The organism is Bifidobacterium sp. ESL0775 (assembly GCF_029395475.1).
Lineage (GTDB): Bacteria > Actinomycetota > Actinomycetes > Actinomycetales > Bifidobacteriaceae > Bifidobacterium.
In genome coordinates, this window is the sequence record NZ_CP113917.1 from 1609931 (window position 1) to 1626753 (window position 16823).

The following is a 16823-nucleotide window of genomic DNA, read 5'->3' on the forward strand; positions in this document are numbered from 1 at the left end:
CTACGCGAGGTCCACCACCTGCCTGCGCTCATCTTGGCCATTCACATGTCTGGAGCCGAATCGAATCCACCAATAACGAATCGGCGCCCGCGGGATTTCCTGAGAGGAAACCCGCGGGCGCCGATGATGCGCGATCGTCAATCAGCGGTTATTCCTTAACCGTATAACCCTGCTTCTTGGCGTAGTCCACCAGATGGTCCTGCCAAGTGGCGACGCCCTTCTCGAGGGTCGTCTTCTTGTCCGTGAACGCGGCGCCGGCATCATCGGAATAGATGCCACGCGCGTAGACCTCGAACGGCAGGAACTTATAGCCGGGAACCACGTTCTTCGCGGCCTGGGCAAGCACCTCGTTGAACTTCTGGCCACCGAAGTACTCGTTGGGCTGGCCCTTCGAATCCTTCAATGTGGTCATGTTCAGGAAGTCGCTGGACGCGAGGGTGTTGTTGTCGGCCGGGAAGGCGCCGGCATCGACGCGGGTCTTGATGCCGGCCTTGTTATGGCAGACATAATCGATGAACTTGTAGGCGGCCTTGCTCTTGGCATCGTCCTTGGACTTGATCACGGCAAGCGAGGAACCGCCGTTCTCCGAGTTCTCGGTACCACCGCTCTTCCAGGTCGGCATCGGGGCCACACGCCACTTGCCGGACGCGTCGGGAGCGCCGGACAGCAAGTTGTTCGGCATCCAGGCACCGGTCAGCAGGGACGCGATGGAGCCATCGTTAAGCCCCCTGTTCCAATCATCGGACCAACCGGGGGTCTTGGTATCAATCAGGTCCTCATCGATCAGCTTCTGCTCGAAATCGACCCACTTCTTGACCTTCGGGTCCTTGGTGAGGTTGATGGTGACCGTCTTCCCGTCTTTGCTGGTGCTGAACGGTGTGGCGCCGGCCTGCCATGTCATCGAGTCGAAGAAGCCCGCATCGCCGGAATCCGAGGTGATGTAGTTGCCGGTCGCCTTGACTTTCTTGGCATCCTCATAGAACTCGTCCCAAGTGGTGGGTGGCTGGCTGATACCCGCCTTGTCGAACACCGACTTGTTGTAGAAAAGGGCCATCGGGCCGGAATCCATCGGCAATGCGTAGACCCCGCCGTTGATGTTGACGGAGTTCCATGTTCCGGGCGTGTAGAAGCTCTTGTATCCCGAAGCTCCCATGTCGGAGAGATTCGTGACGTTGTTCCTGATCACGTATTCAGGCAGCGCGTAATACTCGATCTGAGCCACATCGGGGGCACCCTTGCCCGCGGACATCGCGTTGTTCAACGCGGTGTATTCCTTTTTGTTGGTTCCCGCGTTCGTGACCTTCACGGAGATGTCGGGATTCGCCTTTTCAAAGCCCTTGACCGTCGCCGGAAGCGTCGGCTCCCACGACCACACGACGATCGAGGTCTTGCCACCTGAATTCGATGACGAGTTGGATCCTCCACCGCATGCGGCCAATGGCATTAACATCGCCGCGGCACCCACCATGGCGATAATTCGCTTGTCGAACTTCATCGTTCCTTCTCCTTCGTTAATTATTATCAAAAACAGTTGCGTTACTTATTTTTTTCCACCATCTCACGGCTCTCGGCGGAAACGTCTCATCCTCACCTTGGAACCAACCACCCCCTTTGCTCAGGCAAAGACGGTTCATTGTCATGCAAAATATTCATGGTGCTTCCTTGCGGATCCGTCATTCCTTGACGGCGCCGGCGGCGAGGCCGGACTGCCAGTACTTCTGCAGGAGCAGGAACGCAATCACCAACGGGATGATGGTGATAAGCGATCCGGTGATCACCAAGTTCTGGATGGCCTGGCCACCAGCGGTCGAGGCCTGGTCCTTCCACTGGTTCAGGCCAATGGTCAGCGGGTACCAATCCGCGTCCTTCAACATGATCAACGGCAGGAAGTAGTTGTTCCACGTCGCCACGATCGTGAACAGCGCGGTCGTGACAATGCCCGGGGAAAGCAAGGGAAGGGCGATGGTGAAGAAGGTGCGGAACTCGCCCGCCCCGTCCACGCGCGCCGCCTCGATCAGCTCGGTGGGCACCGCCTGCTCCGAGAATATCCACATCAGATACAGGCCGAACGGCGAAATCAGGCTGGGCAGAATCATCGCCCAGGGCGTGTTGGTCAGGCCCAGCTTGGCGAAGAGCAGGAACTGCGGGACGGCCAAGGCGATGCCAGGCACCGAAATCGCGCCGATGATGACCGCGAAGACGGCCTTGCGGCCCGGGAAGCGGAACTTGGCCAGCGCGTAGCCGCCCATGATCGCCAGCAAGGTCGCCCCGCCAGCCCCGACGACCACATAGAAAATCGTGTTCAGCAGCCAGCGGCCGAAGATGCCGTCCTGGTAGGTGAACACGGTGACGATATTGTCCCACAGGGCGAAGGTGTGGCCGAAGCCCAGGCCGAACGTCGAGGTGAAGTCCGACTGCGTCTTCGTGGCGTTGATCAGCAGGTAGACGAACGGGAAGAGGCTGTAAACGGCAAAGATGCCGACCACGATCGTCAGCCACATCGAGCGACGCGGGTTGTCGGGGTTCGAGAAGCCGGATTTGGCGGCGCGTTTGCGCTCGGCGGCCTCGTCTTTAGCGATGCGGCGCTGACGTTGTTTCTCCGCCTTTTTCGCGGCTTTCTCCTGGGCACGCAGATCCTGCTCGGAGGCACGGGTCGAGACGACGGCGTTGACGTTCATTTCGATGGTCTCACTCATTTCATCTGCTCCTTCATGCTGTTCAATTGCACCGCGTAGGCGATCACCATGGTGATCACGGCCATCACGATCGCCAGCGCCGCGGCGTAATTGCTCTGCCCGCCGGTGAAGCTCAGGTTGTAGGCGTACATGTTCGGGGTGTAATACGTCGTGATCGCGTTGCCCGGAACCATGTTCTGCATGATCGAAGGCTCGTTGAACAGCTGGAAGCTCCCGATGATGCTGAAGATCACCGTGATCGCCAGCGAGCCCTTGAGCTCCGGCATCTTGATCTTGCGCACGATCTGCCACTCCGAGGCGCCGTCGATGGCCGCGGCCTCATACATGGAGTGCGGAATGGTGGACAGGGAGGAATAGAAGATCAGCATATTGTAGCCCGTGAACTCCCAAGTATTGATGTTACCGATCGCCGCCAGCAGCACCGAAGGCTGCAACACGTCGATATGCGTGCCCATCCACTGGTTGAACGAGCCGATCAGGCCGTATTTCGCGCCGTACATGAACGCCCAAATCAGTGTGGAGACCACGGCGGGCACCGCGTAGGGCAGGAACGTGGAGATGCGGAAGAACTTCGTGCCGTGCAGGCGCATCGAATCGATCGCCAGCGCCAGAAGCGCGGCCAAGGTCAGCATGATCGGCACCTGGACGATGGTGAAGAGCGTCACGCGCCACACCGAGCTCCAGAACTGCGGGTCATGGAAAAGCCTCGTGTAGTTCTCGAACCCCACGAACACGGTGCCGCCGATCATCTTCGTCTGGAAGAACGACAGATAGATCGCGTACAACACCGGAATCACGAACACGAAGACGAACACGAGGGCGAACGGCCACATGAATTTCCAGCCACGCCAGTCGAGTTTATGACGATGGACCTGAACTGCCTCATTGCTTCCCTGCATTGCACTCCTCGTTCCCTGTTTGCCGTTGCCCGATAAGACATCTCCGTCTGTAACAATCGACATGACTGCCCTCCCTCATGAAGGGATCCGTTACGACCAGGCACATCATCCCGGTCCTTACGAATGTTTACGTTACCATTTTACCATGAATTTTCAAAATCAATCAAAATGAGGGAAATCTTATGCTCGAGGAATACCAAGGCCCTGTGTTCGCTATATGATGAATCATTATGCATCGCAAACAATCAGCATCGATTCAGGATGTAGCCAAGGAGGCCGGCATCTCGCCGCAGACCGTCTCCCGCGTGGCCAACAACAGCGATAAGGTGCGCCCTGAAACGAAGAAAAAAGTGCTTAGCGCGATGCAGAAACTCGGCTACCGCCCCAACTACGCCGCCAGGGCATTGAAACGCGGGCATTTCAACGATGTGGGCGTCGTGCTATACAGCATGGCCGAATACGGCAACACGCATATCCTCGACAGCATCCTCTCCACAGCGAACGCGAATCATTACGCGACGACCATCCAGATCATGGATGGCTCAAGTCCACACCCGCTTTATGACGCAGTGGAACGCATGCAGGTCCTGCCGGTGGACGGCATCATCGTCATCATGGAACGTTGTACTTCGGATTTTGAGGATTTCCAACCACCGGCGGATTTTCCAGTGGTGTTGATCAGCGAGCGCCCCTCCCCCCATTGCGTCACCGTCGACACTGACCAATACGACTGCTCGACGCAGATCGTCAACTATTTGCTGGGAAAAGGCCACAAGACCGTCTACCACATCGCCGGGCCGATCCACTCCTCGCAGGCGGCGGAGCGGAGACTCGCCGGCTGGGCGGACGCGCTCTATGACGCCGACATCACCGACCTGCCGGAAGTGCATTACGGCGACTGGCACGCGCAATCCGGCTATGACATCGCCCTCGAGTTGGCCAAACGCCCCGATTGCACCGCCGTGTATGCGGCGAACGACCAGATGGCCTACGGCGCGATGCTCGGCTTCAAGGCCGCCGGCAAGCGGGTGCCCGAAGACATCAGTGTCATGGGCATCGACGACTCGCTGGGCGACTACGTGCCCCAACTGGAGCTGACGACGTTGCGCCCGCGTTTCGATGAGATCGGCAGGCGCGCCTTCGACACGATCATTGGGGCGAGCACTGGCAGGCAGGCCCCCAAGCCGGGGGTCAAGATCGGCATTCCCGCGAGCCTCATTGAGCGTGGCTCCGTTCGGGCGATACGGTAACGGAATACACGACGAATCACAGCCGATCGGCACGAAGGCCCGCAACGGCCAAGCCAGTGAATCGGCAAAATGCCACAGAAAGCGTAACAAAGCAATGCGGCGCCGTCCTAGGCGTTGAAGTCATTTGGAAATCAACGCGCCAGCCTAGACAGGCGCCGCACAGTCATTCACTTTCGCTTATTCCTTGGTCACAACCACCCCGTTGGGTTCCAGAAGCGCGTTCTTTCGACCCGCGTCGACGCTGGCATGAGAGGTGACGACTGGGACACCGGATATCGCGGCGGCCGCCGGCTTGCTGTCGCGGTTGAAATAGAACACGAAACAGGTGTCTTTGCCATCCTGTGTCGCCCCGCGCTCGACGCGAAGAATGGATCCTGTATCCTGGCCTTTGACGTAAGGAACATTCATCTGGCCAAGTAGCTCGGGAAGCGTTTGGGAAAGGCCCTCGCGGCCCAAACGGCAACCCACATAGGCGGCCAACCCGGAACCGAAACCGTTGAGGGTGATGGCGGGAACGCCGTCCAAACCGGTGTATTCGCCCGCCTTGTAGCTGGCAAGCACCTTGGCGGATGGCGCCACATCGGTGATGTGATCGGCGATGTCACGCGCCACCGTGCCGTTGGTCAGCTCAAGATGGTCGAGCGTGCCGTCATCGTCGCCCATCGGCACGAATTCCTCGCTACGCACTCCCACGACGTCGCCGATCGACCCGGGGTAACCGCCGAGCCAGATGTGGTCGTGCTCGTCGGAGATTCCCGAATAGCAGGTGACGATGACCTTGCCGCCGCCCTTGACGTATTCGCGCAGGCGCTGCGAGTTCTTCTCGCTCAGCAGGTAGACGCTGGGGAGCACGACGGTGTCATACTCGTCCCAAGGCCCACGGATGGGCACCATGTCGGCGGTGACGCCATGATCGGCGAACGCGCGGAACCAATCAAGCGGTTCGGTGGCGTGGCACACCTGCTGGGTGGGTGTGGCGAGATTTTCGGTGGCCCATTCGCTCTCATAATCGAAGACGATGGCCACTTCGGACTTCTTCAGCCTCGTCTCCAGAATCCCGGCGTCGGCGAGCTTGTTGAGGTCGTCGCCCAATTCGCAGACGTCGCGAAACACCTGGCTGTTCTCGCCGGAATGCGGAAGCATAGCGCTATGGAACTTCTCGGCGCCCGCCCTCGATTGCCTCCATTGGAAGAAGCAGATGGCGTCCGCGCCCATCCCGAGATGGACCATCGCGTCGCGGATGAGCTGCCCAGGCTCCTTGCGGTAGTTGATCGGGCGCCAATTGACGGCGGACGTGGAATTCTCCATCAGGAACCACGGCCGCTTGCGCGCGATGCCATCGACCAGCGAGGCCGAATAGGCCATTTCGTCCAGATGGGCCTCGCCAGGCAGGAAGTAATGGTCGTTCGAAACGAAATCGACCTCATCGCCCCAATCATCATAATCAAGCACTGAGGAGTTGACGCTGACCATGAAATTCGTGGTCAACGGGATGTCTGGGGTGATGCGGGAGAGCTCGTCGCGTTCGGCGCTGTAGAAGGCCTTGAGCGCGTCGGAGCAAAAGCGCTTGAAATCAAGCATCTTGCTGGGGTTGGTGAAGCTGCCTTGGACCCCGACGTAACGCGGCGGGATAATCTGCGAGAAATCGGTGATCTCCTGCGACCAAAACGCGGCTCCCCAGGCCTCATTGACGGCTTGCGGGGTGCCGTAGCGCTGCCTACACCATTCCTGGAAGGCATGCATGGCGTCGTCGGAATAATCGAAGCGGTTGTGGCAACCATACTCGTTGCCGACATGCCAGGCGACGACGTACGGGTTGCCCTTGTAATGCTCAGCCAAGGCGCGGCAGAGCTTCAGGGCATAATCGCGGAACACCGGACTCGTTGGGCGCCAATGCTGGCGTGCCCCAGGCCAGACGGTGTGGCCCTCCTGGTCGCGCAACAGCACTTCGGGGTGCTTCTGCGTCAGCCACAGCGGCGGCGAGGCGGTGGCTGATGCCAGGTCGACGGCGATTCCGGCGCGGCCGAGCATGCCGATGACCTTATCGAGCCAGCCGAAATCGAACTCCCCCTCGCGAGGTTCGATGCGATCCCAGGAGAAAATGCCCAGCGAGACGATGTTCACCCCCGCCTCGCCCATGAGCCGGACGTCCTCGCTCCAGACCTCCTCTGGCCACTGGTCGGGGTTGTAGTCCCCGCCATACCAGATGCGCGGGCGGGAGCCTTTGAGCGGCTGCGGCCACCGGTATTGCCTGTGCTCGAACATATTCGTACTCCATTGCCAAACAATTTTGTTTACGTTGCCATTCTTATGATACCAGCAACGCAGAAAGGATATCAGAAACGTGACGCGTTTTCATCCGCCCGCACATCCCCATCCTGACTATGCCTTCAGCTCGTTGATCTCAAACGACTTAGACAAGCGGGATGCGCGAAACGAACGTGCGCGGCTCGTGGCCCACCGGGTCGATGAAACCCATCGAGCGCGCCACCAATTGCAACGGTTGCGAGAAATCCGAATAATCGGGCTCGATGATTCGCGGGTAGAGGTCATCGCCTTTGATCGGCAGGCCGAGCGAGTTCATGTGGACCCGCAGCTGGTGCGTCTTACCGGTTTTCGGGTGAAGGACGTATCGCCGGTAGCGCACGGCAGCGTATCCCGCGTTTGGCGAACCGCTTGATGGGCCGCTTGACGTTTGTTCCAAATCCATGTCGCCAAGTTCAATGACCGTCTCAGCGTTGACCTCGCCCGGCACCTCGTAGGCCTGCAAGCGCCCGCGGTCCTTGACGATATGCGAGCACCGCCTGAGCGGAAACACAGCGGGAGGATCCAACCGCTCGATGGTGCCGGTCTTTGGCCGAGTGATTGGCTTGGCTGGCGCCAGGCACTCGTAGACTTTCTCAACGCGATGGTCCTGGAACAGCATCTGGTAATCCCGGCGCCGAGCGGGATCGCGTACAAACAAGACCACTCCGGCGGTCAGGCGGTCGAGTCTGTGGGCCGGCGTGATTTGCGGCTCCCCGAAACGCTCACGCAACCTGACGAGCGCGGTCTGCCGGTACCACATCCCCCGTGGCGTGGTGGCCAGAAAATGGGGCTTGTCCACCACAATGATGTTCTCGTCCTCGTAAAGGATCGCCAACTCGAACGGCACTTCCGGCTCATCGAGGACGAAACGATGCCTGGCCTCCAAAATGTATTACTCTACCGTCACGGACTTGGCGAGGTTGCGGGGCTTGTCGACGTCGTAGCCCTTGAGCTTGGCCACATCAAGCGCGAAAAGCTGCAGGGGCACCACGTCGACCAGCGGGCTCAGAAGCGTCGGGCACTCGGGCCTCCAGAAGACGATGTCCGCGTATTTCTCGGCGTCCGGGTCGCCCACCTCGGCCACGGCGATGGTGAACGCGCCGCGCGCCTTGACCTCCTCGATGGAGGAGATGACCTTGTTGTGCAGCACGTTGCGGCCGCGCGAGGACGGCACGATGACCACCACCGGCTCGCCTTCCTCGACCAGGGCAATGGGCCCGTGCTTGAGCTCGCCGGCGGCAAACCCTTCAGTGAAGGTGTAGGCGATCTCCTTGAGCTTCAAGGCGCCTTCCAACGCCACCGGATAGCCGACGTGGCGTCCCAAAAAGAGGAACGACTTGGCGTTCAGCAGTTTCTTGGCGGCTTCCTGGACCGAACCGGCCTGTCTGTCGAGCACCCACTGGATCTTCTCGGGCATCTCCTTGAGCTGGTCGAGGATGTGGTGGATCTCGTCGCGGTAAAGCGTGCCCTTGACCTGCGCCAGATAGAGGCCAAGCAGGTAGGCGGCGACGATCTGGGCGACGAACGCCTTCGTAGAGGCCACGGCGATCTCGGGACCGGCGTGCGTGTAGAGCACCGCGTCGGACTCGCGCGGGATCGTGGAGCCTTGTGTATTGCAGATAGCGAGCACGCGCGAGCCTTGTTCGCGGGCGTGTCGCAGGGCCATCAGCGTGTCCATGGTCTCGCCGGACTGCGAGATGGCGACCACCAGCGTGCGCGGGGTCAGAATCGGGTCGCGGTAGCGGAACTCGTGCGCCAACTCGACCTCGACGGGGATGCGCACCCAGTGCTCGATGGCGTATTTGGCGACCATGCCGGCGTAACTGGCGGTGCCGCAGGCCACGACGATGATCTTGTCGATCTGGCGGAAGACCTCGGGGTCGATATGCACCTCGTCGAGCTTGATCTCACCGGCCTCGTTGAAGCGGCCGAGCAGCGTGTTGCGCACGGCTGCCGGGTCCTCGTGGATCTCCTTGTCCATGAAGGAGTCCCAGCCGCCCTTCTCGGAGGCGCTGGCGTCCCAGTCGACGGTGAACCGCTTGGAATCGGTGACGGGGTTGCCGTCGAAATCGGTGACGGTCACCTTGTCGCCGGAGATGCACACCGCCTGGTCCTGGTCGAGCTCCATGGCCTCCTTGGTGTAGGCGACGAACGCGGCGACATCGGAGCCCAAGAAGTTCTCGCCGTCACCGAGGCCGACGACCAGCGGGGAATCGTGGCGGGCGCCGACGACGATATCTGGCTGACGGATGTCGACGGCCAGGATGGTGAACGCACCGGAAAGCATGCGGGCCATGCGCCGCAGCGCCTCGAAGAGGTCGGGCTTGCCGGTCTCCTCGATGATGGTGTTGGCGATCTTGCCCAGAAGTTTCGCGGCCACCTCGGTGTCGGTGGCGGAGAGGAAGGTGTAGCCCTCGGTCTGCAGGTCGAGGCGCAGGGTCTCGGCGTTCTCGATGATGCCGTTGTGGATGATGGCGATCTTGCCGTCCTGGCTGGTATGCGGATGGGCGTTGACATCGCTCGGCTCGCCGTTGGTGGCCCAGCGGGTATGGCCGATGCCCACGGTCGCGCTGGGCATGGGGCTGCGCTTGATGTCGGCGGCGAGATTGGCCAGCCGCCCGGACTTCTTGCGTACGGCTACGCTTTCCATCCCCGGAGCGGCCAGCGCCACGCCCGCCGAGTCATATCCGCGGTATTCGAGGCGTTGAAGCCCCTGCATGCACACTTCCAGCGGCTTCCCGCAAGCGGTCTTGTTTCCAGCAAATCCAACGATTCCACACATAACAATCTAGTTTACGTGACGCCCCTGAGACGCGACACCATCCCCGCGAAAGTTTCACCATCTGTTACATTCTTTAACTTTTACAGATTGGCTTTAACTACTTACTGACGTGGCGGGGTGGGGATATGCAATGTCCGACACGCTCCGGGCCGCTCAGGCCGAGTCTTTACGGTCTGACATCGCATATCCCCACCCCACCACTCAACGATTAAAACTCGGATATGAACCATGCTTTAGGCTGAGTCTTGGGGTCTGGGATATGCGATGTTCGGGCGTAAGACACGGCCGAGCGGCCAAGGAGCGTCCCGAACATTGTATATCCCAGACTCCAAGCACGTCAGTCAGAAACCTAATCGATTAAAAGCAATTAGAGCACGTGGCTCAGGAAGTCCTGGAAGCGGGGCTCCTGTGGGGCGTCGATGATTTCGGGGCCGCCGTGTTCGACGACGACGCCGCCATCCATGAAGACGATCTGGTCAGCCACTTCGCGGGCGAATCCGATCTCGTGAGTCACCACGATCATCGTCATGCCGGCGTCGGCCAGCGAGCGCATCACGCTAAGCACCTCTCCCACAAGCTCCGGGTCAAGCGCCGAGGTCGGCTCGTCGAAGAGCATGATCTTGGGGTTCATCGCCAGCGCCCGGGCGATGGCCACGCGCTGCTGCTGTCCGCCGGAAAGCTGCATCGGGTAGTAATTCGCCCTGTCCGCCATACCCACGCGTTCCAGCTCGCGCATGGCCTGCTCGCGCGCCTTCGCTTTGGGCACCTTGCCGACATGCACCGGCGCCTCCATCACGTTCTGGAGCACCGTGCGGTGCGGGAAGAGGTTGAATCGTTGGAAGACCATGCCAAGCTTCTCGCGCTGGCGGGCAATCTCCTTGTCGCCCAGCGTCTGCAGCTCGTCCTTGCCGTCGTGGTCGACGTGCTTGTAGCCGATGAGCTCGCCGTCGACCTCGATGCTGCCGCCGGTCAAGGTCTCGAGTTGGTTGATCAAGCGCAGGAAGGTGGATTTGCCGGAGCCGGAAGGTCCGAGGATCACCGTCACCGTACCCGGCATCACCGTCATGTCGATGCCCTTGAGCACATGCAAGCTGCCGAACGCCTTATGCACCTGCGTCGCCTTGACAGCGGGCACCACAGCGGAGTCCAGAGCGGTCGGTTCGCCACTGGCGGCTCCGTTCACCGCCGCGTTCATCGCTGAATTGTCAATCATCATATCGTTGTTGTCCATGTCTCACTCCCTCACGCGTTCAGTCCGAGGAACGCCGTTTCACCGGTGTCGCTGGCCGCCTTGGCCGCAGGTTTCTCGGCCTCGCCGTCGGCGCCTTTGGCGTCCGGTCCGTCGGAGCCCTCGTTGAAGCCCTTGCCGAAGTAGCGCTCGAGCCAGGCCTGCGCGACCATCAGGATGGAGGTGATCACCAAGTACCAGAAGCACGCCACCATGAGCAGCGGGATCGGCTTGTAGATGCGGTTGGCGATGGCGTTGGTAGCGAACTGGATCTCGAGGCTGAATGGCACCGCGGAGACCAGCGAGGTCGTCTTCAGCATGCTGATGACCTCGTTGCCCGTGGGCGGCACGATGATGCGCATGGCCTGCGGCAGGATCACGCGGCGCATGATCATCGTGCGCGGCATGCCCAACGCCTCGGCGGCCTCGCTCTGCCCGGGGTCGACGGCCTCGAGCCCGGCGCGCACGATCTCGGCCAGGTAGGCGGATTCGTTCAGCGCCAAGCCGGTCATGGCCGCGAGGAAACCGGGCTGGATGAGCTTGTTGAGCTGGGCGGTGTCCATCTGCCAGAAATTGATGTTGGTGAAGGGAATCCCCAGCGAAATCGTCGGAATCAAGACCGCGAACAGGCCCCAGAACACGAGCTGCGTATACACAGGCGTGCCGCGGAAGAACCAGATCCAGAACCAGCTCACCCCGCGCAGCACCGGGTTGACGGACTTGCGCATCACCGCCAGCAGGACGGCCAGCACGATGGCGATGAGCATGGAGGTCACCGTCAAGACGAGCGTCCAGCCGATGCCGCTCAGGACGTGCTCGTTGAAGAGGTATTTCCAGACGGTGGGCCAGTCGAACTTCTTGTTGGTCACCATGCCGTGCGCGAGCATCACCGCGAGGAACGCGATGATGACGCCGGCAATCAGCGAGCCGGGACGATGCACCGGCCTCGCGTGGATCCGATTGGGAATATCAAGCCCGTCCGATTGACTCCTGTGTGCCATGACGCACCTTTCCGCTTTCACTGCGCTTGGAAACCAATATCATTCGCATGCCTCCACCAGATGAGGCAGATTGAAACCTATTTGTATATTATACGAAGCTACGCATAATTGTGTCGTTATCTCATATTCGGGAACGCCGACACGGATTCACTCCGCAAAACCAAGAAAGCCCAGCCGACACCCACAGGCATCGGCCGGACTCCCCTCACAGCGCGACTTACTTACTTGACTTCACTGTAGTCGTTGATCTTGGCCTCCTTGATGGCGCCGGACTCGTCGCCCCAGGCCTTGAGGATCTTCATGTACGTGCCATCGTCCATCAGCTTCTGCAGCGCGGCCTGCACAGCCTTCGCGGTCTGCATGTCGCCCTTCTTGACCACCACGGCCTCGGGGGTCATGTTGAATGCCTTACCCAAGAGCTCAAGCTGGTCGCCGTTCTGCTTGACGGCGTAGCCGGAGACGGGCGAATCGGCGCAGAACGCGTCGGCCTTGCCGGTGGCCACGTTGGTCGCCACGACGGTCTGCTCCTTCATCGACTGGATGTCGATGGCCTTCTTGCCGGCGGCGACGCACTGCTGGCTCAGGTTCTTCACCGTGGTCTCGTGGACGGTGCCGGTCTGCACGGCCACGCTGTGCCCGCAGAGGTTGTCGACCGAAAGCTTCTTCGGGTTGCCCTTCTGCACGGCGAAGGAGGCGCCGACATTGAGGAAGGAGACGAATTCGCCGGCGTCCTTACGGTCGGGGTCCATCGTGAAGCCGGAGATGCCGACGTCATACTTCGAGCCGATGCCGGGCATAATCGAGTCGAACTCGGCCGCGGTCGGGTCGAACTTCAAGCCGAAGATGGCGGCGAGCGACTTGGCCACATCCATGTCATAGCCAATCGGCGTCTTGCCGTCCTTGTCGAGGAACTCGGCCGGCGCGTAATCCGGCGAGACGCCGACGGTGAACTTGCCGTCCTTCTTGACCGAATCCGGCAGCATCGCGGCAATCTTGGGGTCCTTCTTGACAGAACTCGTGTTGGAAGTGCTGCCCTTGGGCGTCGCGCTCTTGTCGCTGTCATCGGTGGTGCCGCAGGCGGCCACACTGGCCACCATCGCCGTGGCACACACGCCCACCAGCACGCTCTTGATTATTTGTGAGACTTTGAACGACATCTTGCATCCTCTCTTCTTGAATGGACTCGGACGTTCCATTCATCGCGTATAACTTGCATAATATACTTACCTCTGTATTTATGCAATTCATCGTCTCACTAAATGGACACTCATGTATTGGGAAATCGGTTTTCACAAGAACTATCACGATATGCGACACGCCGTAGCACCTGTTTTTGAGACGCATTTCAGGCAGTCGTCTCTTGCGACATCAAAACTTCCACGAACCTTGTCGAAAGGTATGGCATTGCTGGGTTGCAAACCTTTTAAGCACATCCACCAGACCGTCACATGACGCGGTTTCCACACGCCCGAAGGCGGTTGTTTTTGTACCTAAAAGCCGTTAAGGTGTGGACTCATCGGAACGGTGGAACCGTATACGATAATGTATTACATCGCGGGTTCCGATTTTGAAGAAAAAAGGTTGGTGTTTGCCATGGGTGTTATCCGCACGTTGGTCTCGGCGCTGGTTTGTATTGCAACGATGTCAACGCTAACCCCCCCCGCAATGCTAGTCTAAACGAAACTTTCCCATCACTTCCCAACACCACCCAATCCTCATCCTCACCCCACGGTACTTCCCAATCAGCCTTCTCATCTGAACCTTCCGGTTCCACGCGTCGTTCCAACCCATCACGGCCCACGCCCTCTTCCAAGTCCCCTGCGTCCCCCAACGCAACGTCGCGTCACAGCTCCCCCATCTTCTCTACCGTTCATTCCGCCTCGCACATCGTCGAGGGCCAGGTCCCGTCCCCGTCCGCGTCGCCGTTGACGCGTGGCGGGCCATCCGTGGGCCCGCAAACGTCGTGCGCCGCGCAGCACGGCACTTGGGGTACAGCGGGTTGGGACTTCAGTACGGACTGCGCGCTAATCATCCATGGCGGCAACAACTCCACCGCCTTGAGTTCCACCGCATTTGGCTCAGGCACGACATCGGGCTCGATCGCCAACACCGCCACCAGCGTGACCATCGATGGGACCCTCAGCATAAACGCTTACCGCGCGTTTTATCATTGGGCCTCACTCCAGCATTTCCACATGACGACCACAGGGAAAATCACACTCCCCTCAAGCGCCGAAAGCATGTTCGAAGGCGACACCAATCTGAAGTCGGTGGACGCGTCCGGTTGGGACACCAGCAGAACCACATGGATGGACAGCATGTTTTACGGCTGCTCTCAGCTGTCCGGCCTGAACCTATCCGGCTGGGACGTACACGCCATCAGCGCACCGAACATGTTCTCTGGCGCCGTCCTCGACTCCGTCACCGCACGCAACTGGCGGGTCGGCAGCAACATCGGCATGGTCAAAGCATTCAATGTCTCGGGCCTGTCGAAGCTCGACCTGTCCAGCTGTACCTTCGACACCTCCCTCACCAGCCTCGGTGCCATGTTCATGAATATGTCCGGACTCACCTACGTGGACGTATCCGGCTGGGACACCAGCCACATCACCGACATGGGCAACATGTTCAACGGTGACGGAAATCTGACCGCCATCACCGGCCTGCACGACTGGGACACCGGCAAGGTCACGAACATGGGCAGCATGTTCTCCGGCTGCCGCAGCCTCGCCAGCCTGGACGTGTCCCATTTCGACACCAGCAACGTCCAGACCATGATAAGGATGTTCCAGAACTGCGCCAAGCTCGTGACCCTCGACGTCACCGACTTCAACACCAGCAAAGTCACCAACATGGACACCATGTTTGGCGACATGCCGAAGCTCACGGTCCTCGACCCGTCGGGCTTCGACATGCACGGGATCACCTCTACCGCCAACCTGTTCAGAAACGACACCAACCTTAAGAAGCTCGACCTGAGCGGTTGGGATCTACGCAACGACACTCATGGCCAACAAGGCACACTTCCCACGGGACTGCGTATGCTCGCCCTCGGACCAAACACCAAACTCTATGACACCAACTCGTTCTCCAATGTCAGCCGGAGCATCAACTGGGTGCAGACGGACGGCTTCCAACCCGGCGCCACGCTGACGGGATGGAACGGTCTGACCCCCGCCCTGGCCACCAAGGCCGCCTCCGCCGACCGCGCGGGCTACTACGTCGACGAAAAATACGTCGGCGCCACGGTCATCGCCGACGCCAACGGCGGCACCGGTAGCGACATACAGGAGTTCAACACCTGGGACACCACCCAGACCGTCGCCGCGCCCGCCGCCAACAAGCTCACCGGCCACAAACCCCACGCCGTGTTCACCGGCTGGAACACCTGCCGGGCCGGCGGCACCACCGGCGGATGCACCCCGTACGCACCCGGCCAGACCATCGTCAGCCTCGAACGGGGCAAGTACTTCCCCCAGCAGAACATCGTCCTCTACGCCCAATGGCGTGACGTCGACGCGCCCGCCGGCCTCACCATCGCCTACCACCACCATGCGGGCGGCGGCACGGTCGACGTGGCCGGAACGGCCGCCCACGCGGGAACCGTCGAAACCTGCCTGGCCCCCGGCCAATGCCAGACCGCCATCACCAGCGGCGGGTCATGGAGCATCAGCTTCACCGACAGCACGTTCACCACCCAATACCCCGCAGGCTCCCAGTACACCCTCACCACACACATCACCGACAGGGACACAGACCCCGTCACCAACCAGCCGGTCATCAGCCCCGACGTTCTCCTCGAAGGCACCCTGCCATACATGGCCACCACACTCGCCACCGACGGCGCCGCGACACCCGTCGGCAGCGTGCCCGACGTGCCAACGGCCCTCATCGACGCCGATGACGCCAAAGCCTACCCGATCCTGCCAAGGCTCGCCGCCTCTGGCGGCATCAACGTCGACGGCGGCTACCTCACCGGCTGGCACCACCTGGCCGGCAAGACCACAGCCGAGTTCACCACACCAGGCGAGACAGGCATACCCGCCGCCGACGGGACCACCAGCGGCAAACGGACCACCGTCACCCTCCACCCGGTCTGGCGCACCCTCAACACCCCCACCGGCACCGGCCAGCGCTCCCCCACGGACAACAGCGTGCGCTTCACCACCACCGGCAAGCCATGGACCACCAACGACACCATCACCCTCTGCGTCAAACCACGCACCCAAGCCGCCTACCAGCCCGGCGACTGCGCCACGCCCAAGACCACAAGCGACTGGGACGGCGCCAGCGACTACACCACCAACCACGACTACACCAAGGAACAAATGCCCCAAGGCGGCGACTACGACATCAAAACCACACTGAGCACACCCAGCGTCACCGACACCTGGCGCGGCGACGGCACCACCCAGACCGGAGCGATCACCAAGACCAGCACGACAACCACCCACATCAGCGGCATCTACCTCAGCAGCCTGCCCCTCACCGGCGGACAACCCCAGCGACTCGCCGCGCTGCTCGCCGCCGGGCTCGCCATGGCGTTGCTCCTGCTCGCCGGAGCCGACTGGCTCCGCCACCAACGCCAAACCAACACCCGCCACAGTAGATGAGACACACGGCACAGGACATTGCCCGCCCACAACGGGCAAAACCTTGT

Annotated in this window: 12 protein-coding genes; 2 read left to right on the top strand and 10 right to left on the bottom strand. The window is 60.7% G+C overall.

The window, feature by feature from the left end:
• Nucleotides 1-148 precede the first annotated feature (148 nt).
• The 3 genes from OZX73_RS06165 to OZX73_RS06175 form a co-directional block, all read right to left on the bottom strand.
• Entirely contained in the window at nt 149-1495 is a 1347-nt protein-coding gene (locus OZX73_RS06165; RefSeq protein WP_277148565.1) for a sugar ABC transporter substrate-binding protein, read from the bottom strand.
• Nucleotides 1496-1673: 178 nt separating this feature from the next.
• On the bottom strand, nt 1674-2678 hold the full coding sequence (locus tag OZX73_RS06170; RefSeq protein WP_277150945.1) for a carbohydrate ABC transporter permease: 1005 nt from the start codon (nt 2676-2678) through the stop codon (nt 1674-1676).
• Nucleotides 2679-2692: 14 nt separating this feature from the next.
• Entirely contained in the window at nt 2693-3595 is a 903-nt protein-coding gene (locus tag OZX73_RS06175) for a sugar ABC transporter permease (protein WP_277148567.1), read from the bottom strand.
• A gap of 230 nt (nt 3596-3825) precedes the next feature.
• Between OZX73_RS06175 and OZX73_RS06180 the strand changes: the two genes are divergently transcribed.
• Nucleotides 3826-4845, top strand: coding sequence for a LacI family DNA-binding transcriptional regulator (locus tag OZX73_RS06180; protein WP_277148569.1), 1020 nt, complete (start codon nt 3826-3828; stop codon nt 4843-4845).
• Between the two features lie 177 nt (nt 4846-5022).
• Here the strand turns inward: OZX73_RS06180 and OZX73_RS06185 are convergent, their stop codons facing one another.
• From OZX73_RS06185 to OZX73_RS06215, 7 genes are all read right to left on the bottom strand, one after another.
• Nucleotides 5023-7110, bottom strand: a complete 2088-nt coding sequence (locus OZX73_RS06185; protein WP_277148571.1) for a beta-galactosidase — start codon at nt 7108-7110, stop codon at nt 5023-5025.
• Between the two features lie 148 nt (nt 7111-7258).
• Nucleotides 7259-8038, bottom strand: a complete 780-nt coding sequence (locus tag OZX73_RS06190) for a pseudouridine synthase (RefSeq protein WP_277148573.1) — start codon at nt 8036-8038, stop codon at nt 7259-7261.
• A 6-nt stretch (nt 8039-8044) separates the two neighbouring features.
• Nucleotides 8045-9934 carry a glutamine--fructose-6-phosphate transaminase (isomerizing) gene (gene glmS, locus OZX73_RS06195; protein ID WP_277148575.1) on the bottom strand — a complete coding sequence of 630 codons (1890 nt, stop codon included), beginning with the start codon at nt 9932-9934 and terminating at the stop codon, nt 8045-8047.
• 367 nt (nt 9935-10301) lie between these two features.
• A complete protein-coding gene (locus OZX73_RS06200; RefSeq protein ID WP_277148577.1) occupies nt 10302-11165 on the bottom strand; it encodes an amino acid ABC transporter ATP-binding protein in 864 nt (287 codons plus the stop codon).
• Between the two features lie 11 nt (nt 11166-11176).
• Nucleotides 11177-12163 (bottom strand): amino acid ABC transporter permease, encoded by a 987-nt coding sequence (locus OZX73_RS06205; RefSeq protein ID WP_277148578.1) that lies wholly within the window; start codon nt 12161-12163, stop codon nt 11177-11179.
• 221 nt (nt 12164-12384) lie between these two features.
• On the bottom strand, nt 12385-13320 hold the full coding sequence (locus OZX73_RS06210; protein ID WP_277148580.1) for an ABC transporter substrate-binding protein: 936 nt from the start codon (nt 13318-13320) through the stop codon (nt 12385-12387).
• Nucleotides 13321-14033: 713 nt separating this feature from the next.
• Complete coding sequence (locus tag OZX73_RS06215) at nt 14034-14309, bottom strand: hypothetical protein (protein WP_277148583.1); 276 nt, start codon at nt 14307-14309, stop codon at nt 14034-14036.
• Between the two features lie 49 nt (nt 14310-14358).
• Between OZX73_RS06215 and OZX73_RS06220 the strand changes: the two genes are divergently transcribed.
• Complete coding sequence (locus OZX73_RS06220; RefSeq protein ID WP_348519451.1) at nt 14359-16776, top strand: BspA family leucine-rich repeat surface protein; 2418 nt, start codon at nt 14359-14361, stop codon at nt 16774-16776.
• Nucleotides 16777-16823: the final 47 nt, after the last annotated feature.